This is a genomic window from Streptococcus sp. 517s (assembly GCF_054445985.1).
Genome location: NZ_CM136847.1, coordinates 1,084,035 through 1,109,560, shown reverse-complemented (window position 1 = coordinate 1,109,560; position 25,526 = coordinate 1,084,035). Strand labels below are relative to the sequence as shown.

Below are 25,526 nucleotides of genomic sequence, written 5' to 3'. Positions count from 1 at the left end.
AAAAGAAAATCCTGATTTCAAGTAAAATCAGGATTTTTTCATAGATGCGATTTTTTCTGGGTCCGGTGTAACTCGGAGGGTCTTTTGTCCTGTGTAGGTTACAAAGCCAGGTTTTCCACCAGTTGGTTTGTTGAGTTTTTTAACCTCAATCATATCTACTTGAACTAGATTAGACAGGCGCCCTTTGGAGAAGTAGGCAGCCAGTTCTGCCGCGTCTGTCTTAACTTCGTCAGAAGGGTTAAGATTTCCTGAGATGACGACGTGGCTTCCAGGGATGTCCTTGGCGTGGAACCAAAGTTCTTCCTTGCGGGCCATTTTAAAAGTCAACTCCTCATTTTGCAGGTTGTTTCGACCGACATAGATGATGGTTTTGCCGTCACTAGCCAGATACTGTTCTGGTTTTTTGCGTTTGTGAATTTTCTCTCGCTGTCTTCTTCGGATAAAGCCTGTTTGGATCAATTCTTCACGAATTTCAGCGATTTCCTCCAGCCCAGCTTGGTTGAGGACGGTATCTACACTTTCTAGATAAAGAATAGTTGCCTTGGTTTCTTCAATCAGCTCAGTCAGGTATTTGACAGCTTCTTTGAGTTTCTGGTAACGTTTAAAGTAGCGTTGGGCATTCTGACTGGGAGTCAAGGCCTTATCAAGAGCAATGGTGATAGGTTGATTGGTGTAGTAGTTGTCCAAGGTAACCTGATCTTGGTCATTAGGTACTTGATGAAGGAAGGTTGTTAACAATTCCCCTTTTTGGCGAAATTCCTCAGCATTGTCTGTCGCTAGTAACTCTTTTTCTTGTTTTTTAAGCTTATGGCGATTTTTTTGAAGCTCATTTTCAACACGACGAATGAGTTCACTGGCTTGCTGTTTAACGCGGTCGCGCTCGGCTTTATCCTTATAATAGGTATCTAAGAGATCCGAAAGACTGGCAAAAGGCTCTCCTACACGATTCGCAAAAGGAACTGGACTGAAGGAAGTCTCTGTTAAGCATGGCTTGGTTTTTTGACTGAAAAAGTTACGGAAAGTAGACAGTTTATCACTGACAAGAATGTTTTCCAATTCATTTGCTGTATCGCGTCCTAAACCTTGAAAGAGGCTTTGAAGATTTTTTGCTGTTAGTTCTTGGGTTTGCAGAATTTCAAAGAGCTTTTCATCCTTGACAGTATAAGGATTGAGAGATTCGGTACTTGGCGGAGCGATATAGGTCGAACCTGGAAGTAAGGTGCGGTAGCTATTTTGTGAAAAGCCAACGTGTTTGATAACTTCGAGGATTTTATGACTACTTTTATCTACGAGGAGAATATTGCTGTGTTTTCCCATGATCTCGATAATCAAGGTAGCCTGGATATGGTCCCCAATCTCGTTTTTATTGGAAACGGTAATTTCCACAATACGGTCGTTTTCCACTTGCTCAATTGACTCAATCAGGGCACCCTGCAAATACTTTCTCAAAACCATGATAAAAGTAGAAGGTTGGGCTGGATTTTCAAAAGTCGTTTGAGTCAGCTGAATGCGTCCAAAAACGGGATGGGCAGAAAGGAGCAGGCGATGGCTTTGGCGATTGCTGCGGATTTGCAAGATCAACTCTTGTTCAAAAGGTTGATTGATTTTTTGGATGCGACCATTGACTAACTCGCTTCTCAATTCCTCAACCATGTGATGTAAAAAAAATCCGTCAAATGACATCGTTCTCTCCTTGTGATTGTATTCCATAGTATTATATCAAAAAGGTAGAATAAAATCATGGAAATGTGGTATAATAAAGCCAAGTAAAGAGAATCGAGAAGTACATGTATATTGAAATGGTAGATGAAACTGGTCAAGTTTCACAAGAAATCTTGCAACAAACCCAAGAAATTTTGGAATTTGCAGCCCAAAAAATAGGAAAAGAAGACAAGGAGATGGCAGTCACTTTTGTGACCAACGAGCGTAGCCACGAACTCAATCTGGAGTACCGTGATACCGATCGTCCGACAGATGTTATCAGCCTTGAGTATAAGCCAGAGTTGGACATTGCCTTTGACGAAGAGGATTTGCTTGAAAATCCTGAATTGGCAGAAATGATGTCTGAGTTTGATGCCTACATTGGGGAGCTTTTTATCTCTATCGATAAAGCGCATGAGCAGGCTGAGGAATACGGTCACAGCTTTGAGCGTGAAATGGGCTTCTTGGCAGTACACGGCTTTTTACACATTAACGGCTACGATCACTACACTCCGGAAGAAGAAGCGGAGATGTTCGATTTACAAGAAGAAATTTTGACAGCCTATGGACTCACAAGATAATAAACGAAAATGGAAAAATCGTGACCTGGTATCTAGTTTAGAATTTGCCCTGACAGGAATTCTGACTGCTTTCAAGGAAGAACGCAATATGCGAAAACATGCAGTGACGGCTCTAGTAGTCATCCTTGCAGGTTTTGTTTTTCAGGTGTCACGAATTGAATGGCTCTTTCTCCTAATGAGCATTTTCTTGGTAGTAGCGTTTGAGATTATGAACTCTGCTATTGAAAATGTGGTGGATTTAGCCAGTCACTATCACTTTTCTATGTTGGCAAAGAAAGCCAAGGACATGGCAGCAGGTGCCGTGCTAGTGGTCTCTCTTTTTGCTGCGGTGACAGGTGCACTTATCTTTATCCCACGTATTTGGGATATGCTATTTTAAACACTAAGAGGAAATTATGACATTTAAATCAGGCTTTGTAGCCATTTTAGGACGTCCCAATGTTGGGAAGTCAACCTTTTTGAATCACGTCATGGGGCAAAAGATTGCCATTATGAGTGACAAGGCGCAGACAACGCGCAATAAAATCATGGGGATTTACACCACGGATAAGGAGCAAATCGTCTTTATTGACACACCAGGAATTCACAAGCCTAAAACAGCTCTTGGGGATTTCATGGTGGAATCAGCCTACAGCACCCTTCGTGAAGTAGACACTGTTCTCTTCATGGTGCCAGCTGATGAGCCACGTGGTAAGGGGGACGATATGATTATCGAGCGTCTCAAGGCTGCCAAGGTTCCTGTGATTCTGGTGGTGAATAAGATTGACAAGGTGCACCCAGATCAGCTCTTGGCTCAGATTGATGATTTCCGTAACCAGATGGATTTTAAGGAGATTGTTCCTATCTCAGCCCTTCAGGGAAATAACGTTTCTCGACTAATCGATATTCTTAGTGAAAATCTGGAGGAAGGTTTCCAGTATTTCCCATCTGATCAAATCACAGATCATCCTGAGCGTTTCTTGGTTTCTGAAATGATTCGTGAGAAAGTTCTTCATTTGACGCGTGAAGAGATTCCTCACTCAGTTGCCGTAGTAGTTGACTCTATGAAGCGTGACGAGGAGACAGACAAGGTTCACATTCGCGCAACCATCATGGTGGAGCGCGATAGTCAAAAAGGGATTATCATCGGAAAAGGTGGCGCTATGCTCAAGAAAATTGGGACCATGGCTCGTCGTGATATCGAACTCATGCTAGGGGACAAGGTTTTCCTAGAAACTTGGGTCAAGGTCAAGAAAAACTGGCGGGATAAAAAGCTAGATTTGGCTGACTTTGGCTATAATGAAAAAGAATACTAAGTAGAGGTGGGCTCATGCCTGCTTCTTGTTTTTACAGAAGGAGGATTTATGCCTGAATTACCAGAGGTTGAAACGGTTCGTCGTGGCTTAGAAAAATTGATCTTGGGAAAGAAGATTTCGAGTGTAGAGATTCGTTATTCCAAGATGATTAAGACAGATTTGGAAGAGTTTCAAAAGAAAATGCCTGGTCAAGTAATTGAGTCCATGGGACGCCGTGGAAAATATCTACTTTTTTACCTAACAGACAAAGTCTTGATTTCCCATCTGCGGATGGAGGGCAAGTATTTTTACTATCCGGATCAGGTTCCTGAACGCAAGCATGCTCATATTCTCTTCCAGTTTGAGGATGGTGGTACGCTTGTTTACGAGGATGTACGCAAGTTTGGCACCATGGAACTCTTGGCACCCGACCTTTTGGATGCCTACTTTGTATCTAAAAAACTAGGGCCTGAGCCAAGAGAGCAGGACTTTGATTTGCAGGTCTTTCAAGCTGCTCTATCCAAGTCTAAAAAGCCTATCAAATCTCATCTCCTAGACCAGACCTTGGTAGCCGGCCTTGGCAATATCTATGTGGATGAGGTTCTCTGGCGAGCTCAGATTCATCCAGCAGGACCTTCCCAGACTTTGACGGCAGAAGAAGCGTCAGCTATTCATGACCAGACCATTGCTGTTTTGGGACAGGCAGTCGAAAAGGGCGGTTCCACCATTCGGACCTATACCAATGCCTTTGGGGAAGACGGAACCATGCAGGACTTCCATCAGGTCTATGATAAGACTGGACAAGCATGTTCGCGCTGTGGGACAGTGATTGAGAAATTCCAGCTCGGTGGACGGGGAACTCATTTTTGTCCTCAGTGTCAAAGGAGGAGCTGATGGGAAAAATCATCGGAATCACAGGAGGAATTGCTTCTGGTAAGTCAACTGTGACAAATTTCCTAAGAGAACAAGGCTTTCAAGTGGTGGATGCTGACGCAGTCGTTCACCAACTACAAAAACCTGGTGGTCGTCTTTATCAGCTCTTAGTTCAGCACTTTGGGCAGGAAATCATCCTTGAAAATAGAGAACTCAATCGCCCTCTCCTAGCTAGTCTCATTTTTTCAAATCCTGAAGAACGTGAATGGTCTAGGATAACTCAAGGAGAGATTATTCGTGAGGAATTGGCTGCATTGCGAGACCAGTTGACTCAGACAGAAGCGATTTTTTTCATGGATATTCCCCTACTTTTTGAACAGGACTACAGTGCCTGGTTTGATGAAACATGGCTGGTCTATGTGAACCGTGATGTTCAGGTGGAACGTTTCATGAAACGGGATTATCTTTCTAAGGAAGTAGCAGAGTCCCGTCTGGCAACCCAGTGGTCTTTAGAAGAAAAGAAAAAATTGGCGAGCCATATATTAGATAATAATGGCAGTCGTGATCAGCTTGTGACTCAAGTAGTGAAGTTACTTGAAGGAGGCGATAGCTGTGCAAGAGATTAGTTGGAAAGAGAATCTTCGTGTCGCCTGGTTCGGTAGTTTTCTAACGGGAGCCAGTATCTCCTTGGTCGTCCCTTTCATGCCTATCTTTGTAGAGCAGTTGGGAATTGAAGGGGATCAAGTTGCTTTTTATGCTGGATTAGCCATCTCAGTTTCGGCTGTTTCAGCAGCTCTAGTTTCTCCTATCTGGGGTATTCTTGCTGACAAATATGGTCGAAAACCCATGATGATTCGAGCAGGTCTTGCCATGACCATTACCATGGGAGGTTTGGCCTTTGTTCCGAATATCTATTGGCTACTCTTTCTGCGCTTGCTCAATGGTGTATTTACTGGTTTTGTCCCCAATGCAACGGCCTTGATTGCCAGTCAGGTACCTAAAGATAAGTCGGGAGCGGCTCTGGGAACTCTATCTACAGGTGTTGTTGCAGGAACACTGACGGGTCCCTTTGTTGGAGGCTTTATTGCTGAAATTTTTGGCATTCGTAATGTCTTTTTATTGGTAGGTGCTTTCTTATTTTTAGCTGCAATCCTAACCATTTTCTTTATCAAGGAAGATTTTCAGCCAGTGGCTAAGGAGAAGGCTATCCCAACGAAAGAAGTATTTTCTTCTTTCAAGTATCCTAGGCTTTTAGTGAATCTATTTTTGACGAGCTTTGTCATTCAATTTTCAGCTCAATCAATTGGTCCCATTCTAGCTCTCTATGTGCGGGACTTAGGGCAGTCCGAAAATCTCCTCCTTGTATCAGGATTAATCGTATCCAGCATGGGATTTTCTAGCATGATGAGTGCTGGAATTCTAGGAAAACTTGGCGATAAGGTAGGGAATCATAGATTGTTGGTCGCGGCGCAGATTTATTCCGTCATCATTTACCTTCTTTGTGCCCATGCAACCAGCCCCCTTCAACTTGGCTTGTATCGTTTTCTCTTTGGTTTGGGAACGGGAGCTCTCATACCGGGAGTCAATGCCCTTCTCAGCAAAATGACTCCAAAATCAGGTATTTCAAGGATTTTCGCCTTCAACCAAGTCTTTTTTTACCTTGGTGGAGTGATCGGACCTATGGCGGGATCCGCAGTTGCAGGATATTTGGGCTACCATGCTGTCTTTTATGCGACAGCAGCCTGTGTGGCTTTTAGTTGTTTATGTAACTTAGTGCAATTTAGATCGTTATTAAAAGTAAAGGAAATCTAGTGCGAGTAAAAATCAATCTCAAGTGCTCCTCTTGTGGCAGCATGAATTATCTAACCAGTAAGAACTCCAAAACTCATCCTGACAAGATTGAGGTTTTAAAGTATTGTCCCAAGGAAAGAAAAGTAACCCTACATCTTGAATCTAAGTAGATTTTATGGTAAAATAATAGGGATTTTAAGGAGTTTGATATGTATAACCTATTGTTAACCATTTTATTAGTATTATCTGTTGTGATTGTGATTGCGATTTTCATGCAACCAACTAAGAACCAATCCAGCAATGTATTTGATGCCAGCTCAGGTGATTTGTTTGAACGTAGTAAGGCGCGTGGTTTTGAAGCTGTGATGCAACGTTTGACAGGTGTTTTAGTCTTTTTCTGGCTAGCCATTGCCTTAGCATTGACGGTATTATCAAGTAGATAAGAAATGGGCGAGACTAGGTCTTAGCCTATTTTTATTTTGAATGATGTTTACTAAAGTTATCACTCAAAAAGAAATTATAAAAATCTAGAAAGAAAACATGAAAGATAAAATTAAAGAATATTTGCAAGAGAAGGGGCGAGTGACGGTAAATGATCTAGCTCAGGCTTTCGGAAAGGATGGGTCTAAGGATTTTCGTGAGTTGATTAAAACCCTGTCTCTGATGGAAAGAAAGCACCAGATTCGTTTTGAAGATGATGGTAGCTTATGTCTGGACCAAAAGAAGAAACATGAAATTACCCTCAAAGGGATTTTTCATGCCCATAAAAACGGCTTTGGCTTTGTTAGTCTAGAAGGGGACGAGGACGACCTTTTTGTAGGAAAAAACGATGTCAACTATGCCATTGATGGTGATACCGTAGAGGTAGTCATTAAGAAAGTTGCTGACCGTAATAAGGGAACGGCAGCAGAAGCCAAAATTATTGATATCCTAGAACACAGCCTGACAACCGTTGTCGGCCAAATCGTTCTAGATCAGGAAAAGCCCAAGTATGCTGGCTATATTCGTTCCAAAAATCAAAAAATCAGCCAACCGATTTATGTGAAGAAACCGGCTATCAAGTTGGAAGGTACAGAGGTTCTCAAGGTTTTTATCGACAAATACCCAAGTAAGAAACATGATTTCTTTGTCGCTAGTGTTCTCGATGTGGTCGGACACTCGACTGATGCTGGAATTGATGTACTTGAAGTCTTGGAATCCATGGATATTGTCTCAGAATTTCCAGAAGCTGTTCTCAAGGAGGCAGAAAGTGTGCCAGAAGCTCCGTCTCCAAAGGATATGGAAGGTCGTCTGGACCTGAGAGATGAAATCACCTTTACCATTGACGGCGCGGATGCCAAGGACTTGGACGACGCAGTTCACATCAAGCCTTTGAAAAATGGCAATATCGAACTCGGAGTTCACATCGCGGATGTTTCCTACTATGTGACTGAGGGTTCTGCACTTGATAAGGAAGCCCTTAACCGCGCGACTTCTGTCTATGTGACAGACCGTGTAGTTCCTATGCTACCAGAACGGCTATCAAATGGCATCTGCTCTCTCAATCCTCAAGTAGACCGCTTGACCCAGTCTGCTATTATGGAAATTGATAAACACGGTCGTGTGGTTAATTACACCATTACACAAACAGTTATCAAGACTAGTTTTCGTCTGACCTATAGCGCTGTTAATGATATCTTAGCAGGTGACGAGGAAAAAAGACAGGACTTTAAGAAAATTGTTCCTAGTATCGAGCTTATGGCCAAGCTTCATGAAAGGCTAGAAAGCATGCGTGAGAAGCGTGGCGCCCTTAACTTTGATACCAGCGAAGCTAAGATCTTAGTGGATAAAAAAGGTAAGCCTGTTGATATCGTTCTTCGTCAGCGTGGTGTTGCCGAGCGGATGATCGAGTCCTTCATGTTGATTGCTAATGAAACGGTTGCGGAACACTTTAGTAAACTGGACCTTCCTTTCATCTATCGGATTCACGAGGAGCCCAAGGCTGAAAAGGTTCAGAAGTTTATTGATTATGCTTCGAGCTTTGGTTTGCGAATTTATGGAACTGCCAGTGAGATTAGCCAGGAGGCGCTTCAAGATATCATGCGTGCGGTTGAGGGAGAACCCTATGCGGATGTATTATCCATGATGCTTCTCCGTTCTATGCAGCAGGCTCGCTATTCAGAGCACAATCACGGTCACTATGGTCTTGCTGCTAACTATTATACTCACTTTACCAGCCCCATTCGTCGTTATCCAGACCTCCTTGTTCACCGCATGATTCGGGACTATGGGCGTTCTAAGGAAATAGCCGAGCATTTTGAACAAGTGATTCCAGAGATTGCGACCCAGTCTTCCAACCGTGAGCGTCGCGCTATTGAGGCAGAGCGTGAAGTCGAAGCCATGAAAAAAGCTGAGTACATGGAAGAATACGTGGGTGAAGAGTATGATGCGGTTGTATCCAGCATTGTTAAGTTTGGTCTTTTTGTCGAATTGCCAAATACAGTTGAAGGTTTAATCCACATCACTAATTTGCCTGAGTTTTATCATTTCAATGAGCGTGATTTGACTCTTCGTGGAGAGAAATCAGGAATAACCTTCCGTGTAGGACAACAGATTCGCATTCGAGTTGAAAGAGCCGATAAGATGACAGGAGAGATTGATTTCTCTTTCGTACCTAGTGAGTTTGATGTCATTGAAAAAGGCTTGAAACAAGCTGGTCGCAGAGACAGGGGTCGTGGTTCAAGTCGCCGTTCAGATAAGAAGGAAGACAAGAGAAAATCAGGGCGCTCAAATGATAAGCGCAAGCGTTCACAAAAAGATAAAAAGAAAAAAGGAAAGAAACCCTTTTACAAAGAAGTAGCTAAGAAAGGAGCCAAACATGGCAAAGGGCGAGGGAAAGGTCGTCGCACAAAATAAAAAGGCGCACCACGATTATACAATCGTAGATACGCTAGAGGCAGGAATGGTCCTGACAGGAACTGAAATCAAGAGCGTTCGAGCTGCTCGAATCAATCTCAAGGACGGTTTTGCTCAGGTAAAAAATGGGGAAGTCTGGTTGAGCAATGTCCATATCGCTCCTTACGAAGAGGGCAATATCTGGAACCAGGAACCTGAACGTCGTCGCAAACTCCTACTCCATAAGAAGCAAATTCAAAAATTGGAACAAGAAACCAAAGGGACAGGGATGACTCTTGTTCCCCTCAAGGTCTACATCAAAGATGGTTATGCCAAGCTCCTTTTAGGTTTAGCAAAAGGGAAACATGACTATGATAAACGAGAGTCGATCAAGCGACGTGAACAGAACCGTGACATCGCGCGGGTCATGAAAGCTGTTAACCAGCGATAAAAAGAGGAAATGAAAATGGAAAAACTAATTGCCTATAAACGCATGCCCTTGTGGAATAGACAGACCATGCCAGAGGCGGTTCAGCAAAAGCACAATACCAAGGTCGGTACTTGGGGGAAGATTACAGTTCTAAAAGGAGCCCTCAAGTTTATTGAGTTGACTGAAGATGGTGAGGTTCTAGCTGAGCACCTCTTTGAGGCAGGAGCAGACAACCCTATGGCGCAACCGCAAGCCTGGAACAGAGTAGAGGCTGCAACAGACGATGTAGAGTGGTATTTGGAATTTTATTGTAAACCTGAGGATTATTTCCCTAAGAAATACAATACCAATCCAGTCCATTCAGAGGTCCTAGAGGCCATGCAAACGGTAAAACCAGGAAGGGCTTTAGATTTGGGTTGTGGTCAAGGCCGTAACTCTCTCTTTCTTGCACAGAATGGTTTTGATGTGACAGCTGTGGATCAAAATGAATTGTCCCTTGAAATCTTGCAAAGCATCGTAGAGCAAGAGGATCTAGACATGCCTGTAGGACTTTATGATATCAATTCAGCCAGCATTGGGCAAGCCTATGATTTTATCGTTTCAACAGTTGTTTTAATGTTTCTACAAGCAGACCGCATTCCAGCTATTATCCAAAATATGCAGGAGCAAACTACTGTTGGAGGCTACAATATCATCGTCTGTGCCATGGATACGGAGGATTATCCTTGCTCAGTCAACTTCCCATTCACCTTTAAAGAAGGGGAGTTGGCGGACTACTACAAGGATTGGGAATTGGTCAAGTACAATGAAAATCCAGGACATCTGCACCGTCGTGATGAAAATGGCAATCGGATTCAACTACGCTTTGCGACTATGTTAGCCAAAAAATCAAGTAAATCAAACTTAACCCAGCGAATAGAAATCACTTTGCAAGGTTTCTATTCTTTTTGTTTGCGTTGGGTGATTGGGGCGAGCAGGATTTTATGCTATACTAGAAGTAGGAAATCTGAGCAGTAGAGCTGTATTGCTGTCGCTCTCAGCGCAAGATGTTGTAGATGATGGAGGTGATCGAATGACGAGTCTTTTGGTGGAGCTGTATGATCGGTATGTATTGGAAAAGAATGTCTACCAAGCTTTTGTCAGTGATTGTGACGAGATTCTTTTTCTATCTTTGACGAAAATAAGCAATAACGATAAACTTTCACTGCGCCATTTTATCCTGGATGAAGTCCCCCATATCCAACGAGTGATCTTTCGTCAGTTATCCTTAGAACAACTAGCAGATCAGTTAGATTATTGTCTAGCAGGCTATGACCAGATTATTCTTGATGTTTTTGGTGGGGATTCGCTACTAGCCTTATCCCTCTATCAATACGGCTTGGATCGCCACTTCCCCATCGTTGCAATGGATGTTGAACGAGGAAAACAATACAAGTGGGTAGCTGGTCAGTTGGAAAAAGAAGATTTGGACATTCCTACCCTAAGCATCCAACAGTTGATAGCCTTGCGTGGTGGAAAAATACTCAAATCCAAACGCCCTATCCACTCAGCTCAGCAAAGTTCAGCCATCAAAAAATTAGCCAGCTCAGCTATTACCAATCCAGCCCACTGGTACCAAGTGACCCAATTTTTCTCTCTAGCAAAGACCAATGATCTATATGCTGAAACTGAAAAGATATTGGAAAACAATGGCAAGTATTATCACTACCCAGAATCCCTTATTTCTTTACTTGTGGAAGCGGGGATGCTTTGTATTGAAAGCGAAGACAAGAAACGAGTAGCATACAGCTTTCCAAGTCAAGAAGCTCAAGTCTTTTGCCGCAACAAGGGGCATATTTTAGAGGTATATCTCTATCTCTTGGCGCTCGAATCTCAGCTGTTTGATGAGTGCATGATAGGCGGTGAGATTGATTGGAATGGTATCTTTCCAGAGGCAGACAATGTTCAAAATGAGATTGATGTCATTCTGAGAAAGGGGCGCTCGATTACCTTTATCTCTTGCAAGATGACAGATTTATCAGTCGAAGCCATCAATGAGCTAGAAGTCTATGCCAATCATTTTGCTGGGGAGAGTTGCCTCAAGTTAATTGTCTGTACGGGGAAAATCAATCCTGTTTATGCCAATCGCTGCCAGGAATACGGCGTGCTGGTCATTAGAAGTGAGCAGATTCCCAATCTCATTCCCATGCTAAAAAAATATTCTAAGAGACAAAAAAGATAAGAAATAATATCATGAAAGGCTGGAATTCCAGTCTTTTTTAGTTCTTTTTCGAATAAATGAGAAAAGGAGGTAGACCATGTTTGTAGCTAGAGATGCCAAGGGAAAATTGGTGAATGCCCTCGAAAAAGATGTGACCAAGCAACCCTATACTTGTCCAGCCTGTGGAGGCGGGCTACGATTACGCCAAGGGCAGAGCATTCGAACGCACTTTGCCCATGAAAGTTTAAGAGATTGTATGGCCATTTTTGAAAATGAAAGTCCAGAACACTTGGGAAATAAAGAGGCCCTTTATCACTGGGCCAAGAAAGATAGTCAGGTCGCCTTAGAATATAGTTTGCCCGAGATTCAGCAGATAGCGGATGTTCTAGTCAATGAGAAACTAGCTCTGGAGATCCAGTGCAGTTCCTTGTCTCAAAAGCTTTTAGGCGATAGAAGTCAAGGCTACCGCAGTCAGGGATACCAAGTTATCTGGCTACTGGGAGAAAAACTCTGGTTAAAAGAGCGATTAACACAATTACAAAGGGGATTTCTCTATTTTAGTCAAAATATGGGTTTCTATGTTTGGGAACTAGATCTCAAAAAGCAAGTTTTGAGACTTAAATACCTTTTACATCAGGACCTACGTGGCAAACTTCATTTTCAGGTCAAGGAATTTCCCTATGGCCAAGGAAATCTCTTGGAAATCTTACGATTTCCTTATCAAAAACAAAAACTGCCTCGTTTTGCAGTTGTGCAAGATTCCACTATCTGTCACTACATTCGCCAGCAGTTGTACTACCAAACGCCTTACTGGATGAAGAAGCAGGAGGAAGCTTATTATCAAGGAGAAAATCTATTAAACCATCAACTGGACGACTGGTATCCCCAGGTCAGACCGATAGAGTCAGGTGATTTTTTGCAGATTGAAACGGATTTGGCTAGCTATTATAGAAATTTTCAGACATACTATCAAAAAAATCCGAAAAATAATCGCCAAAAGCTCTATCCACCAGCCTTTTATCACTTATATTTCTCAAAAAATGTGGTAAAATAGAAAGGATGGAGGAATCTTATGGTATTACAACGACATGAAATAAATGAAAAAGATACATGGGATCTTTCGACAATCTACCCAACAGACCAGGCTTGGGAAGAAGCCTTGAAAGATTTAACTGAAAAAGTACAAACAGCAGCCCAGTATGAGGGACATCTCTTGGACAGCGCAGACAGTTTGCTTGAGATCACAGAATTCTCACTTGACTTGGAACGCCAAGTTGAAAAGCTTTATGTCTATGCACATATGAAAAACGATCAGGACACGCGTGAAGCCAAGTATCAAGAGTACTATGCTAAGGCAATGACCCTATACAGTCAGTTAGAACAAGCCTTTTCATTCTATGAACCTGAGTTTATGGAGATTAGCGAAGAGCAGTATGTGGCCTTCCTAGAAGCTCAACCAAAACTCCAAGTATACAAACACTTTTTTGATAAGCTCTTACAGAAGAAAGACCACGTTCTTTCGCAACGTGAGGAAGAATTGCTTGCTGGAGCAGGAGAAATCTTTGGCGCTGCTAGTGAAACCTTCGCTATTTTGGACAATGCGGATATTAGCTTCCCATACGTGCTTGATGACGAAGGCAAGGAAGTGCAACTCTCACACGGTACTTACATTCGTTTGATGGAGTCTAAAAACCGTGAAGTGCGTCGAGGTGCCTATGAAGCCCTCTATGCGACTTATGAGCAATTCCAACACACTTACGCTAAGACTTTGCAGACAAATGTTAAGGTGCAAAACTACCGAGCAAAAGTTCGTAACTATAAGAGTGCTCGTCATGCAGCCCTCGCTGCCAACTTTGTTCCAGAAAGTGTCTATGACAATCTAGTTGCAGCAGTTCGCAAGCATTTGCCACTCTTGCATCGTTACCTAGAACTTCGTTCTAAAATCTTGGGGATTTCTAATCTCAAGATGTACGATGTTTACACACCGCTTTCGTCAGTAGAATACAGCTTTACCTACGAAGAAGCCTTGAAAAAGGCAGAAGAAGCCTTGGCGGTCTTGGGTGACGACTACTTGAGACGTGTTAAACGTGCCTTCAGTGAGCGTTGGATTGATGTCTATGAAAACCAAGGCAAGCGTTCTGGTGCCTACTCTGGTGGTTCTTATGATACAAATGCCTTTATGCTTCTAAACTGGCAGGACAATCTAGACAATCTCTTTACCCTTGTCCATGAAACAGGTCACAGTATGCACTCTAGCTATACTCGTGAAACCCAACCTTATGTTTACGGAGATTACTCTATCTTCTTGGCTGAGATTGCCTCAACGACCAACGAAAATATCTTGACGGAGAAATTGTTGGAAGAAGTAGAAGACGACGCAACACGCTTTGCTATCCTTAATAACTTCTTGGACGGATTCCGTGGAACAGTCTTCCGTCAAACTCAATTCGCTGAGTTTGAACATGCTATCCACCAAGCAGACCAAAATGGAGAAGTCTTGACAAGTGATTTCCTCAATAAGCTCTATGCTGACTTGAACCAAGAGTACTATGGACTCAGCAAGGAAGACAATCCTCAGATCCAATACGAGTGGGCGCGAATCCCACACTTCTACTATAATTACTATGTTTATCAATATTCAACTGGTTTTGCAGCTGCTTCAGCCTTGGCTGAAAAGATTGTCCATGGTAGTCCAGAAGATCGTGACCGCTATATCGACTATCTCAAAGCAGGTAAGTCTGACTATCCGCTCAATGTTATGAGAAAAGCGGGTGTTGATATGGAAAAAGAAGACTATCTCAACGACGCCTTTGCAGTCTTTGAACGTCGCTTGAACGAGTTTGAAGCCCTTGTTGAAAAATTGGGATTGGCATAAGATGGTTGAATCGTATAGTAAAAATGCCAACCATAACATGCGTCGCCCTGTTGTCAAGGAAGAAATCGTAGAACTCATGCGCCAGCGTCAAAAACAGGTGACAGGCTCCTTGAAAGAATTGGAGACCTTCGCTCGCAAGGAAAATATCCCAATCATTCCTCATGAAACAGTTACCTACTTTCGATTTCTCATGGAGACCATACAGCCCAAGAACATTTTGGAAATTGGGACAGCTATCGGTTTTTCAGCACTCTTGATGGCAGAGCATGCGCCAGATGCTAAGATTACAACCATTGACCGTAATCCTGAGATGATAGGCTTTGCCAAGGAAAACTTTGCCCAGTTTGACAGTCGTAAGCAAATCACCCTCTTAGAGGGAGATGCCGTCGATGTTTTGTCTAGCTTGACAGAAACTTATGACTTTGTCTTTATGGATTCGGCTAAGTCCAAGTACATCGTCTTTCTGCCTGAAATCCTTAAACGACTTGAAGTTGGTGGAGTGGTTGTCTTGGATGATATTTTTCAAGGAGGTGATGTTGCCAAGGACATCATGGAAGTTCGACGAGGGCAGCGAACGATTTATCGTGGTTTGCAAAAACTTTTCGACGCAACTTTGGATAATCCAGGTCTAACAGCAACTCTAGTTCCTCTTGGTGATGGCATTCTCATGCTACGAAAGAACGTAGCAGATATACAGCTACCTGATGATAAATGATTTTCAGAAAAATTTAAGAAATTATAGTAAAATAGATAAAGTAACACTTACCGTAAAAGGAGTAAACATGAAGAAAAAAATTATGGCAGGAGCCATCACACTTTTATCAGTAGCAACACTTGCAGCTTGTTCAAATAGTTCTGAAGGAAAAGATTTGATCAGCATGAAGGGTGATGTGATTACGGAGCATCAATTCTTTGAAGAAGTAAAGAATAATTCAACTGCGCAACAAGTCTTGCTTAATATGACCATCCAAAAAGTATTTGAAAAACAATATGGGTCAGAAGTGACTGACAAAGATGTGGATGACGCCGTTGCTGAGGAACAAAAGAAATACGGCGATAGCTACAACAGTGTACTTCAACGGGCAGGTATGACTGCTGAAACTCGCAAAGCTCAAATTCGTACTAGCAAATTGGTTGAATTGGCAGTTAAGAAAGCTGCAGAGAGTGAATTGACAGATGAGGCTTACCAAAAGGCTTTTGAGTCTTATACACCAGATGTAACAGCTCAAATCATCCGTATGGATAATGAAGACAAGGCGAAAGAAGTGCTTGAAAAAGCGAAAGCAGAAGGTGCAGATTTTGCTCAGTTGGCAAAAGACAATTCTAACGATGATAAGACAAAAGAAAATGGTGGAGAAATCACTTTTGACTCTGCTTCAACAGAACTTCCAGAACAAGTCAAAAAAGCAGCCTTTGCCTTGGATGTGAACGGTGTTTCTGATGTGATTACGGCTACTGGAACACAAGCCTATAGCAATCAATTCTACATCGTTAAAGTAACGAAGAAGACAGAAAAATCATCAAACCTAGATGACTACAAAGAAAAATTGAAGACCATCATTTTGACTCAAAAACAAAATGATTCTGCCTTTGTTCAAGGAGTAATTGGTAAAGAATTGCAAGCAGCAAACATCAAGGTCAAAGATCAAGCCTTCCAAAACATCTTCACCCAATACATCGGTGGTGGTGACTCAAGCTCAAGCAGTAGCTCTTCATCTAACTAAGCAATGAAAATACAAATCTCATTTGAGGTTTGTATTTTTTATGCTTGAAGACAAAAAACAAGTAAAATTCGAAGGATTAAAGGATAATAGTTTTTTTCTTTCTGAAAAAGTGGTATAATAACAATCAAAACTAGAAAATAAAACGGAATTAGGGACAACCACCTCTGTTCCTATTAGAGTGGTGAAATATGAAAATTAGTAAAAGGCACCTACTAAACTATTCCATTTTGATTCCTTATTTTCTTCTGTCGATTTTGGGATTGATTGTAGTTTACTCGACAACGAGTGCAACCCTAATTGAGGAAGGAAAAAGCGCTTTTCAATTGGTACGTAACCAGGGGATTTTCTGGGTAGCTAGTTTGGTTTTGATTGCCTTAATCTATAAATTAAAATTAGGTTTCCTGAGAAATGGACGTCTCATTTTTATCGTGATGATTGTGGAGATGGTTCTTTTAGCCCTAGCGCGTCTGGTCGGAACACCTGTCAATGGAGCATACGGATGGATTTCTGTAGGACCTGTAACGATTCAGCCGGCTGAATACCTTAAGATTATCATCATCTGGTACTTGGCACATCGTTTTTCAAAACAGCAAGATGAGATTGCGGTTTATGATTTCCAGGTGTTGACCCAAAATCAATGGCTACCTCGAGCTTTTAACGATTGGCGTTTTGTTCTGCTGGTTCTGATTGGTAGCTTGGGGATTTTCCCCGACTTGGGAAATGCGACCATCTTGGTTTTGGTAGCGCTCATTATGTACACCGTTAGTGGAATTGCCTATCGTTGGTTCTCGACCATTCTAGCTCTCTTGGCAGGGAGTTCAATTTTAGTATTGTCTGTCATTCGTCTCGTTGGGGTTGAAAAATTTTCTCAGATACCGGTATTTGGTTACGTTGCTAAACGTTTTAGTGCCTTCTTTAATCCCTTTAATGACTTGGCAGGTGCAGGACACCAGCTTGCAAATTCCTACTATGCCATGGTAAATGGTGGCTGGTTCGGACTGGGATTGGGAAATTCGATCGAGAAACGTGGCTATCTGCCAGAAGCCCATACGGATTTCGTGTTTTCGATTGTTATCGAAGAGTTTGGATTCGTAGGAGCGAGTATGATTTTGGCTTTACTCTTCTTCTTAATTTTGCGAATCATCTTGGTTGGTATTCGAGCTAAGGATCCCTTTAACTCCATGGTTGCTATCGGTGTCGGAGGGATGATTCTTGTTCAGATCTTTGTCAATATCGGTGGGATTTCTGGTTTGATTCCTTCTACAGGGGTGACCTTCCCCTTCCTTTCACAAGGTGGGAACAGTCTCCTGGTATTATCCGTAGCCATTGCCCTTGTATTAAATATCGATGCCAGCGAGAAACGTGCTAAACTCATTAGAGAATACGAATCTCAAACTGTTGAAGGTCTGTAAGGATTATATGGAAAGGAAAAATATATGTCTCTTCAGAAATTAGAAAACTATAGTAATAAAGCCGTCATCCAAGAAGAAGTCTTGATTTTGACAGAGCTACTAGAAGATATTACAAAAAATATGCTAGCGCCAGAGACCTTTGAAAAAATCATGCAGTTGAAGGAATTATCAACAAATGAAAACTATCAAGGGCTCAATGAACTGGTGACTAGCCTTTCCAATGAAGAAATGATTTACATTTCTCGTTATTTCTCTATCCTTCCACTCTTGATTAATATATCTGAGGATGTGGACTTAGCCTATAAAATTAACCACCAGAACAATGTGGACCAAGACTATCTAGGGAAATTGTCTACAACCATAAAGATGGTAGCTGAAAAAGAAAATGCAGCTGAAATTTTAGAAAAGTTAAATGTCGTTCCTGTCTTGACCGCCCATCCAACGCAAGTACAACGCAAGAGTATGCTGGACTTGACCAACCATATCCATACGCTCTTGCGTAAGTACCGTGATGTCAAACTAGGCTTGATTAATAAAGAAAAATGGAACATGGATCTCCGTCGTTACATTGAAATTATCATGCAAACAGACATGATTCGTGAGAAGAAGTTGAAAGTAACTAACGAAATCACCAACGTGATGGAGTACTATCAAAGTTCATTCCTGAATGCTGTTCCGCGTTTGACGGCTGAATATAAGAAACTAGCTAAAGAACAAGGAATTGAGCTCCAACATCCAAAACCAATTACTATGGGGATGTGGATTGGAGGAGACCGTGATGGAAATCCTTTCGTAACAGCGGAAACCCTCAATAAATCAGCCTTGACTCAGTGCGAAGTCATCATGAACTACTACGATGAAAAGATTTATAATCTTTATCGTGAATTTTCACTGTCAACCAGTATCGTGAATGTCAGTGATAAAGTTCGTGAGATGGCGCTTAAGTCACAAGATAACTCCATTTATCGCGAAAAAGAACTCTATCGTCGTGCTCTTTTTGATATCCAAGCTAAGATGCAGGCAACTAAAGCTTATCTCATTGAAGATAAGGATCTTCAGCCTAGATATGCTACTGCAGATGAATTCTATCAAGACTTGTTGGCCATTCGAGATTCTCTCCTTGAGAACAAAGGAGAATACCTGATTTCAGGAGAATTTGTTGAACTGATGCAAGCCGTTGAAATCTTTGGCTTCTACCTTGCTTCTATCGATATGCGCCAAGACTCTAGTGTTCATGAAGCCTGTGTGGCTGAATTGTTAGCATCTGCTGGCATCAACGACCATTATAGCGATCTCTCTGAAGATGAAAAATGCGCCCTCCTCTTAAAAGAGTTGGAAGAAGATCCTCGTATCCTCTCAGCTACTCATGCTGAAAAGTCAGAACTGCTTGAGAAAGAATTGTCTATCTTCAAAACTGCTCGTAAGTTGAAGGATAAACTGGGTGAAAATGTCATTCGCCAAACCATCATCTCTCACGCGACAAGTGTATCTGATATGCTAGAATTAGCCATCATGCTCAAGGAAGTCGGCTTGGTAGATGCTCAAAAAGCGCGCGTTCAGATTGTTCCCCTCTTTGAAACGATTGAAGATTTGGATCACTCGGAAGAAACCATGAGAAGATATTTCTCTCTTCCATTGGCTAAAAAATGGATTGCTTCAAAAGACAACTACCAAGAAATCATGCTTGGCTACTCCGATAGTAATAAAGACGGTGGTTATTTATCATCATGTTGGACTCTCTATAAAGCACAACAACAACTTACTGCTATCGGGGATGAATTTGGCGTTAAAGTTACCTTCTTCCATGGACGTGGTGGTACTGTAGGTCGTGGTGGTGGTCCAACTTATGAAGCCATCACATCTCAACCGCTCAAGTCTATCAAGGACCGTATCCGTCTGACTGAGCAAGGAGAAGTCATTGGAAACAAATACGGAAACAAAGACGCTGCCTACTATAATCTTGAAATGTTGGTTTCTGCAGCCATTAACCGTATGATTACCAAGAAGAAGAGCGATACCAACACGTCAAATCGTTATGAAGCTGTTATGGATCAAGTGGTGGACCGTAGCTACGATATCTACCGTGATTTGGTCTTTGGGAATGAACATTTCTATGACTATTTCTTCGAGTCAAGCCCAATCAAGGCTATTTCAAGTTTCAATATTGGTTCGCGTCCAGCAGCTCGTAAGACCATCACTGAAATCGGTGGTCTACGTGCCATTCCTTGGGTCTTCTCATGGTCACAAAGTCGTGTCATGTTCCCTGGATGGTATGGTGTGGGATCCAGCTTTAAAGAGTTTATAGATCAAGATCCAAAGAATATCGAGTTTCTTCGAGACATGTACCAAAACTGGCCTTTCTTCCAATCTTTGCTTTCCAATGTAGATATGGTCTTATCTAAGTCTAACATGAACATTGCTTTTGAATATGCTAAGCTCTGTGAAGATGAAGAAGTGCAGGCTATCTACTACACTATTTTAGATGAATGGCAATTGACTAAGGACGTTATTCTAGCTATCGAAGGCTATGACGAACTGTTGGCAGAAAACTCTTACCTAAAAGACAGCCTGAACTATCGTATGCCTTACTTTAACATCCTTAACTACATCCAGTTGGAGTTGATCAAACGTCAACGTCGCGGCGAATTGTCAGTTGACGAAGAAAAACTGATCCATACAACTATTAACGGAATTGCAACTGGTTTGCGTAATTCAGGCTGATATTCTACAAACTTCCTCTTTTTTCAAGGGGAAGTTTTTGAATTGTTTAAAAAATTCTAAAAATAGTCTTGACAAATAAATGAAAAATGATATAATTTAAACATTCAGAAAGTAATCATGCTCATTTTTAAGAGAGTCTGTGGTTGGTGAAAGCAGATAGATGAAAGTGATGAAAATTGGGCTGAATGTTATAAAGAATTTGAAATCATAAAAATTCGGTGAGCACACCTTACAGTGCAACTCGTGAATGCGAGAAAGAGCGATAGGGATATTCCCTATAATTGAGGTGGCACCGCGCATCGACGTCCTCACACAAGTTTTTTGTGTGAGGACTTTTTCTATGGGAGGAAAGATTATGAAATTTAAACGATGGCGTCGCTTGTTTTGTTGAAAAGAGCATTATACAAGTGATTTAAAAGGAGAAAGAATATGAAAAATAAACGTTTGATTGGAATTATCGCTGGATTAGCAGTATTGGTGGTGGCTAGTTTGATTTATTCATCAATGAACAAGCCTGCAGCTAAGGAAGATCAAAAGGTTGCTAAGGTTGGGGTCCTTCAATTTGTTAGTCACCCATCTTTGGACTTGATTTATCAGGGGATTCAAGATGGACTAGCTGAAGAAGGATATAAGGACGACCAGGTAAAAATCGACTTTATGAACTCTGAAGGCGATCAGAGCAAGGTTGCAACCATGAGTAAACAATTGGTGGCAAATGGAAACGATGTTGTTGTTGGGATTGCAACACCAGCAGCTCAAGGACTCGCTAGTGCTACTAAAGATCTACCAGTTATCATGGCTGCTATTACAGACCCAATCGGTGCTAACTTGGTTAAAGATTTGAAAAAACCGGGTGGCAACATCACAGGGGTGTCAGATCACAACCCAGCTGAACAACAAGTAGAGTTGATTAAAACCCTCACACCAAATGTCAAAACAATCGGCGCTCTCTACTCAAGTAGCGAAGATAACTCAAAAACACAGGTAGAAGAATTCAAGGCTTATGCTGAAAAAGCAGGTTTGACAGTCGAAACATTTGCTGTTCCATCGACTAACGAAATTGCTTCAACAGTTAATGTCATGACAAGCAAGGTCGATGCGATTTGGGTTCCAATTGACAACACCATTGCATCCGCATTCTCAACAGTTGTTTCAAGCAACCAAACAGCTAAAAAGCCAATCTACCCAAGTGCCACTGCCATGGTAGAAGCAGGTGGATTAGCATCTGTAGTAGTTGACCAACACGATCTTGGAGTGGCTACTGGTAAAATGATTGCCAAAGTTTTGAAAGGCGAAAAACCAGCTGATACGCCAGTTAATGTCTTCTCAACTGGTAAGTCAGTGATTAACAAAAAACTAGCGCAGGAACTTGGTATCACCATTCCTGAGTCCGTTCTAAAAGAAGCAGGACAAGTGATTGAATAAAGATAAAGGAGGAGTTGGAGACATCTCCTCCCATTTTTACTAAAGAAAGAAATGAGTGAAAGATTATGATAGTATCCATTATTTCTCAGGGGATGGTCTGGGCGATTCTAGGTTTGGGAATCTTTATGACTTTTCGAATTTTGAATTTTCCAGATATGACTACTGAAGGCTCTTTTCCTCTAGGAGGAGCAGTAGCTGTAACCTTGATAACGCAGGGAGTCAATCCGTTTTTGGCGACCTTAGCTGCAGTAGGTGCGGGCTGTCTAGCTGGAATGGCGACGGGACTCTTATATACCAAAGGAAACATTCCAACCCTCTTATCAGGAATTTTAGTAATGACTTCTTGCCATTCCATCATGCTCATGATTATGGGACGTGCCAATCTGGGGCTTCTTGGAACCAAGCAAATTCAGGATGTCTTGCCTTTTGATTCAGACCTTAACCAACTCCTGACTGGATTAATCTTTGTAGCTATTGTTATTGGCCTTATGCTCTTTTTCCTTGATACCAAACTAGGTCAGGCCTACATCGCTACAGGTGACAATCCCGATATGGCTCGTAGTTTTGGAATCCATACTGGTCGTATGGAACTCATGGGTTTGGTTCTTTCAAATGGAATTATCGCGCTTGCAGGAGCCTTAATTGCTCAACAAGAAGGATATGCAGATGTTTCTCGAGGAATTGGAGTGATTGTCGTAGGGCTTGCTAGCTTGATTATTGGTGAGGTTTTGTTCAAGAGTTTGACCTTGGCAGAGCGACTCATGACCATCGTTGTAGGCTCTATCGCTTATCAGTTCCTCATTTGGGGAGTGATTGCTCTTGGATTTAACACGAGCTATTTACGACTATATAGCGCCTTGATTTTGGCAGTTTGCCTTATGATTCCAACCTTCAAAAGCAAATACCTGAAAGGAGTCAAGTTTAGCAAATGACAGCAATTGTAGAATTAAAAAATGCTACCAAAGTCATCACGAATGGCTTTGACGAGGAAAAAATCATTCTAAATGATGTTTCTCTTGAAATTTTTGAACATGATTTCATTACCATCCTAGGTGGAAATGGAGCTGGGAAGTCAACTCTTTTTAACACTATTGCAGGGACCTTACCTTTAACAAGCGGAAGTATCCGCATCATGGGCGAGGACGTGACGCATTTTTCACCTGAAAAGAGGGCTAAGTACTTGTCTCGTGTCTTTCAGGATCCTAAAATGGGTACGGCTCCACGTATGACCGTTGCAGAAAACCTTTTGATTGCCAAGTTTCGTGGTGAGAAGAGAGGGCTCCTGCCTAGAAGACTATCAAGTCATAGGGATGAGTTTCAGGCTACCATTGAAAAAGTGGGAAATGGCCTTGAAAAACATCTGGACACTCCGATTGAATTTCTATCAGGTGGTCAACGTCAGGCCTTGAGTCTCTTGATGGCAACCTTAAAGCGACCAGAGTTGCTCTTGTTGGATGAACATACAGCAGCTCTCGACCCAAAGACCAGTGTTGCATTGATGGAGTTAACAGATGACTTTGTCAGAAAAGATCATCTGACAGCCTTGATGATTACCCACCATATGGAAGATGCGCTGAAGTATGGAAATCGTCTGATTGTTATGAAGGAAGGCCGTATCATCCAAGACCTCAATAAAGAAGAAAAAGCTAAGATGAAAATCTCAGACTACTATCAATTATTTGAGTAAAGTAGAGAATTGTTCATAAAAAATGGTAAAGAAAAACTTAGAAGTACGGAAGTGTTTCTGAGTTTTTTATCTCCTCTTTCTATCTAGAAAAATAAGGCAAAGAGAATTACGGAAAGCGTATGAAATGGTTTACTTTTTTTCAGAAATAAGCTATACTAGTTTACGTGAAACTATGATAAGATGGAGGTATTGTGTATGATTGACAAGCAAGTCATTGAAGAAATCAAAAACAATGCCAACATTGTGGAAGTCATAGGTGACGTGATTTCTTTACAAAAGGCTGGACGGAACTATTTAGGGCTCTGTCCTTTTCATGGTGAAAAGACCCCCTCTTTCAACGTTGTGGAAGACAAGCAGTTTTACCATTGCTTCGGCTGTGGGCGCTCAGGAGATGTCTTTAAGTTCATCGAAGAATATCAAGGTGTGTCCTTTATAGAAGCCGTTCAGCTCTTAGGTGAGCGCGTCGGTATTCAACTAGCTATTCCTGTCCAGTCTCGTCCTCAACAAGCTTCGCCTTATCAAGCACTATATGAAATGCATGAAGAAGCTGCACGCTTTTACCATGCAATCCTCATGACGACCAAAATGGGAGAAGAAGCAAGGGCTTATCTCTACAAACGTGGATTGACGGATGATGTTCTGAAGCACTTCCAGATTGGACTAGCTCCAGCCGAGAGAAACTATCTTTACCAACGTTTATCTGGCAAGTTTGAGGAAAAGGATTTACTGGATTCGGGCTTGTTTTATTTGTCAGATGGTAATCAATTTTATGATACTTTTTTTGGACGGATCATCTTTCCTTTGACCAATGACAAGGGGCAGGTTATTGCCTTTTCAGGTCGTATTTGGCAAGAAATGGATAGTCAGACTGCCAAATATAAAAATAGTCGCTCGACTGCAATTTTTAACAAGAGTTACGAATTGTATCATTTGGACAAGGCAAAAAAGGGAACAGGTAAGATTACAGAGCTCTATCTGATGGAAGGCTTCATGGATGTGATCGCAGCCTATCGTGCTGGTATAGAAAATGCTGTAGCTTCCATGGGAACAGCCTTAAGCAAGGAGCATGTTGATCACCTCAAACGCTTCACCAAAAAGATAGTTCTCAGCTATGATGGTGACAAGGCAGGACAGGCAGCGACAGCCAAAGCTCTGGAAGAATTAAAAGATTTCTCAGTGGAGGTTGTTCGAGTACCTGATGCCATGGACCCAGATGAGTATTTGCAAAAGAATTCTCCTGAAGATTTGGCCTACCTCTTAACCAAGACACGTATCAGTCCCATAGAGTTCTATATTCACCAACTCAAACCTGAGAATAGTGATAATTTGCAAGCACAAATCGAGTTCATTGAAAAGATTGCGCCCTTAATCGCCAAAGAAAAGTCGATCACTGCCCAGAATTCTTACATCCACATTCTGGCGGATAATCTACCTTCCTTTGATTACCAGCAGGTAGAACAGATTGTAAATGAAAGTCGCATTGTTCAAAGGCAGGAGAGGGTCAAGGAGCAACCTACACCAGTAGCGATTAGTTTACCTGTGACGCGTCAACTGACAGCAGTTATGAGAGCAGAGGCTCATCTCCTTTATAGGATGGCAGAGAATCCAGTTGTTTTAAATGACTACCGATTAAGGGAAGATTTTTTATTTGATACCCCAGAATTTCAGATTCTTTACGAATTATTAAATGTAGAGGGAGAAATTGGATCAGAGGAACTTTCTCATCAGACTCCTGAGGTTGAAAATGCCTGGTACCATGTTCTTGGTTTAGATTTGCCAGCTGAGATGTCTCCTCAGGAGCTAGTAGAAGTAGAAGCGACTCGAAACCGTGCTCTCCTCAGCAAGGACAACTTACGAATTAAAAAGAAAGTGCAGGAAGCTAGTCATCTAGGAGATACAGACACAGCCTTGGAAGAATTGCAACGATTGATTTCCCAAAAGAGAAGAATGGAGTAATA

General features: G+C 41.9%; 22 protein-coding genes, 1 pseudogene and 1 other annotated feature. Of the genes and pseudogenes, 22 read left to right on the top strand and 1 reads right to left on the bottom strand.

Annotated elements, in window-relative coordinates:
* Positions 1 to 27 precede the first annotated feature (27 nt).
* Complete coding sequence (gene pavA, locus ACVX3R_RS05635) at positions 28 to 1,683, bottom strand: Rqc2 family fibronectin-binding protein PavA (RefSeq protein ID WP_458794506.1); 1,656 nt, start codon at positions 1,681 to 1,683, stop codon at positions 28 to 30.
* A 104-nt stretch (positions 1,684 to 1,787) separates the two neighbouring features.
* On the opposite strand from pavA, the gene ybeY reads away from it, so the two are divergent.
* From ybeY to dnaG, 22 genes and pseudogenes are all read left to right on the top strand, one after another.
* A complete protein-coding gene (gene ybeY, locus ACVX3R_RS05630) occupies positions 1,788 to 2,282 on the top strand; it encodes an rRNA maturation RNase YbeY (protein WP_458794505.1) in 495 nt (164 codons plus the stop codon).
* Entirely contained in the window at positions 2,266 to 2,661 is a 396-nt protein-coding gene (locus ACVX3R_RS05625) for a diacylglycerol kinase family protein (RefSeq protein WP_458794504.1), read from the top strand. Before ybeY ends, ACVX3R_RS05625 begins: the two co-directional genes overlap by 17 nt.
* A 16-nt stretch (positions 2,662 to 2,677) precedes the next feature.
* Complete coding sequence (gene era, locus ACVX3R_RS05620; RefSeq protein ID WP_000143275.1) at positions 2,678 to 3,577, top strand: GTPase Era; 900 nt, start codon at positions 2,678 to 2,680, stop codon at positions 3,575 to 3,577.
* Between the two features lie 48 nt (positions 3,578 to 3,625).
* Complete coding sequence (gene mutM / locus ACVX3R_RS05615; protein WP_458794503.1) at positions 3,626 to 4,450, top strand: DNA-formamidopyrimidine glycosylase; 825 nt, start codon at positions 3,626 to 3,628, stop codon at positions 4,448 to 4,450.
* Complete coding sequence (coaE, locus tag ACVX3R_RS05610) at positions 4,450 to 5,055, top strand: dephospho-CoA kinase (RefSeq protein ID WP_458794502.1); 606 nt, start codon at positions 4,450 to 4,452, stop codon at positions 5,053 to 5,055. The genes mutM and coaE overlap by 1 nt, the downstream gene beginning before the upstream one ends.
* Positions 5,042 to 6,241, top strand: coding sequence for a multidrug efflux MFS transporter (locus ACVX3R_RS05605; protein ID WP_458794501.1), 1,200 nt, complete (start codon positions 5,042 to 5,044; stop codon positions 6,239 to 6,241). Before coaE ends, ACVX3R_RS05605 begins: the two co-directional genes overlap by 14 nt.
* Positions 6,241 to 6,390: a 50S ribosomal protein L33 gene (gene rpmG / locus ACVX3R_RS05600; protein ID WP_007519517.1), complete on the top strand. Its 150-nt coding sequence runs from the start codon at positions 6,241 to 6,243 to the stop codon at positions 6,388 to 6,390. The genes ACVX3R_RS05605 and rpmG overlap by 1 nt, the downstream gene beginning before the upstream one ends.
* 39 nt (positions 6,391 to 6,429) lie before the next feature.
* Positions 6,430 to 6,663, top strand: a complete 234-nt coding sequence (gene secG / locus ACVX3R_RS05595; protein WP_007519515.1) for a preprotein translocase subunit SecG — start codon at positions 6,430 to 6,432, stop codon at positions 6,661 to 6,663.
* Positions 6,664 to 6,760: 97 nt separating this feature from the next.
* A complete protein-coding gene (rnr, locus tag ACVX3R_RS05590; RefSeq protein ID WP_458794500.1) occupies positions 6,761 to 9,115 on the top strand; it encodes a ribonuclease R in 2,355 nt (784 codons plus the stop codon).
* On the top strand, positions 9,078 to 9,545 hold the full coding sequence (gene smpB, locus ACVX3R_RS05585; protein ID WP_001051742.1) for an SsrA-binding protein SmpB: 468 nt from the start codon (positions 9,078 to 9,080) through the stop codon (positions 9,543 to 9,545). The genes rnr and smpB overlap by 38 nt, the downstream gene beginning before the upstream one ends.
* Positions 9,546 to 9,560: 15 nt before the next feature.
* Positions 9,561 to 10,412 (top strand): annotated as a pseudogene (tehB, locus tag ACVX3R_RS05580) (SAM-dependent methyltransferase TehB); the annotation flags it as partial.
* Positions 10,413 to 10,596: 184 nt separating this feature from the next.
* Positions 10,597 to 11,745 carry a PDDEXK family nuclease gene (locus ACVX3R_RS05575; protein ID WP_458794499.1) on the top strand — a complete coding sequence of 383 codons (1,149 nt, stop codon included), beginning with the start codon at positions 10,597 to 10,599 and terminating at the stop codon, positions 11,743 to 11,745.
* Positions 11,746 to 11,821: 76 nt separating this feature from the next.
* The gene (locus ACVX3R_RS05570) at positions 11,822 to 12,778 is read left to right on the top strand and encodes a competence protein CoiA (RefSeq protein ID WP_458794498.1); all 957 of its coding nucleotides are present in this window, start codon (positions 11,822 to 11,824) and stop codon (positions 12,776 to 12,778) included.
* Positions 12,779 to 12,796: 18 nt separating this feature from the next.
* Positions 12,797 to 14,599, top strand: coding sequence for an oligoendopeptidase F (gene pepF / locus ACVX3R_RS05565; protein WP_458794497.1), 1,803 nt, complete (start codon positions 12,797 to 12,799; stop codon positions 14,597 to 14,599).
* 1 nt (position 14,600) lies between these two features.
* Positions 14,601 to 15,314 (top strand): O-methyltransferase, encoded by a 714-nt coding sequence (locus tag ACVX3R_RS05560; RefSeq protein ID WP_458794496.1) that lies wholly within the window; start codon positions 14,601 to 14,603, stop codon positions 15,312 to 15,314.
* Positions 15,315 to 15,381: 67 nt separating this feature from the next.
* On the top strand, positions 15,382 to 16,323 hold the full coding sequence (prsA, locus tag ACVX3R_RS05555; protein WP_458794495.1) for a peptidylprolyl isomerase PrsA: 942 nt from the start codon (positions 15,382 to 15,384) through the stop codon (positions 16,321 to 16,323).
* Between the two features lie 188 nt (positions 16,324 to 16,511).
* Positions 16,512 to 17,735: a cell division peptidoglycan polymerase FtsW gene (gene ftsW / locus ACVX3R_RS05550; RefSeq protein ID WP_000703349.1), complete on the top strand. Its 1,224-nt coding sequence runs from the start codon at positions 16,512 to 16,514 to the stop codon at positions 17,733 to 17,735.
* A 24-nt stretch (positions 17,736 to 17,759) separates the two neighbouring features.
* A complete protein-coding gene (gene ppc / locus ACVX3R_RS05545; protein WP_084851880.1) occupies positions 17,760 to 20,456 on the top strand; it encodes a phosphoenolpyruvate carboxylase in 2,697 nt (898 codons plus the stop codon).
* Positions 20,457 to 20,552: 96 nt separating this feature from the next.
* Positions 20,553 to 20,769: a binding site (T-box leader), on the top strand.
* Positions 20,770 to 20,885: 116 nt separating this feature from the next.
* Entirely contained in the window at positions 20,886 to 21,881 is a 996-nt protein-coding gene (gene trpX, locus ACVX3R_RS05540; RefSeq protein ID WP_220106940.1) for a tryptophan ABC transporter substrate-binding protein, read from the top strand.
* A 65-nt stretch (positions 21,882 to 21,946) separates the two neighbouring features.
* A complete protein-coding gene (locus ACVX3R_RS05535) occupies positions 21,947 to 22,813 on the top strand; it encodes an ABC transporter permease (protein ID WP_458794494.1) in 867 nt (288 codons plus the stop codon).
* The gene (locus ACVX3R_RS05530; protein ID WP_458794493.1) at positions 22,810 to 23,568 is read left to right on the top strand and encodes an ABC transporter ATP-binding protein; all 759 of its coding nucleotides are present in this window, start codon (positions 22,810 to 22,812) and stop codon (positions 23,566 to 23,568) included. The genes ACVX3R_RS05535 and ACVX3R_RS05530 overlap by 4 nt, the downstream gene beginning before the upstream one ends.
* Before the next feature lie 195 nt (positions 23,569 to 23,763).
* On the top strand, positions 23,764 to 25,524 hold the full coding sequence (dnaG, locus tag ACVX3R_RS05525) for a DNA primase (protein WP_458794492.1): 1,761 nt from the start codon (positions 23,764 to 23,766) through the stop codon (positions 25,522 to 25,524).
* Positions 25,525 to 25,526 lie beyond the last annotated feature (2 nt).

Coding starts and splice junctions, on each gene's coding strand:
- pavA (WP_458794506.1), bottom strand. CDS start 1,683: ATGTCATTTGACGGATTTTTTTTACATCACATGGTTGAGGAATTGAGA.
- ybeY (WP_458794505.1), top strand. CDS start 1,788: ATGTATATTGAAATGGTAGATGAAACTGGTCAAGTTTCACAAGAAATC.
- ACVX3R_RS05625 (WP_458794504.1), top strand. CDS start 2,266: ATGGACTCACAAGATAATAAACGAAAATGGAAAAATCGTGACCTGGTA.
- era (WP_000143275.1), top strand. CDS start 2,678: ATGACATTTAAATCAGGCTTTGTAGCCATTTTAGGACGTCCCAATGTT.
- mutM (WP_458794503.1), top strand. CDS start 3,626: ATGCCTGAATTACCAGAGGTTGAAACGGTTCGTCGTGGCTTAGAAAAA.
- coaE (WP_458794502.1), top strand. CDS start 4,450: ATGGGAAAAATCATCGGAATCACAGGAGGAATTGCTTCTGGTAAGTCA.
- secG (WP_007519515.1), top strand. CDS start 6,430: ATGTATAACCTATTGTTAACCATTTTATTAGTATTATCTGTTGTGATT.
- rnr (WP_458794500.1), top strand. CDS start 6,761: ATGAAAGATAAAATTAAAGAATATTTGCAAGAGAAGGGGCGAGTGACG.
- smpB (WP_001051742.1), top strand. CDS start 9,078: ATGGCAAAGGGCGAGGGAAAGGTCGTCGCACAAAATAAAAAGGCGCAC.
- ACVX3R_RS05575 (WP_458794499.1), top strand. CDS start 10,597: ATGACGAGTCTTTTGGTGGAGCTGTATGATCGGTATGTATTGGAAAAG.
- ACVX3R_RS05570 (WP_458794498.1), top strand. CDS start 11,822: ATGTTTGTAGCTAGAGATGCCAAGGGAAAATTGGTGAATGCCCTCGAA.
- pepF (WP_458794497.1), top strand. CDS start 12,797: ATGGTATTACAACGACATGAAATAAATGAAAAAGATACATGGGATCTT.
- ACVX3R_RS05560 (WP_458794496.1), top strand. CDS start 14,601: ATGGTTGAATCGTATAGTAAAAATGCCAACCATAACATGCGTCGCCCT.
- prsA (WP_458794495.1), top strand. CDS start 15,382: ATGAAGAAAAAAATTATGGCAGGAGCCATCACACTTTTATCAGTAGCA.
- ftsW (WP_000703349.1), top strand. CDS start 16,512: ATGAAAATTAGTAAAAGGCACCTACTAAACTATTCCATTTTGATTCCT.
- ppc (WP_084851880.1), top strand. CDS start 17,760: ATGTCTCTTCAGAAATTAGAAAACTATAGTAATAAAGCCGTCATCCAA.
- trpX (WP_220106940.1), top strand. CDS start 20,886: ATGAAAAATAAACGTTTGATTGGAATTATCGCTGGATTAGCAGTATTG.
- ACVX3R_RS05535 (WP_458794494.1), top strand. CDS start 21,947: ATGATAGTATCCATTATTTCTCAGGGGATGGTCTGGGCGATTCTAGGT.
- ACVX3R_RS05530 (WP_458794493.1), top strand. CDS start 22,810: ATGACAGCAATTGTAGAATTAAAAAATGCTACCAAAGTCATCACGAAT.
- dnaG (WP_458794492.1), top strand. CDS start 23,764: ATGATTGACAAGCAAGTCATTGAAGAAATCAAAAACAATGCCAACATT.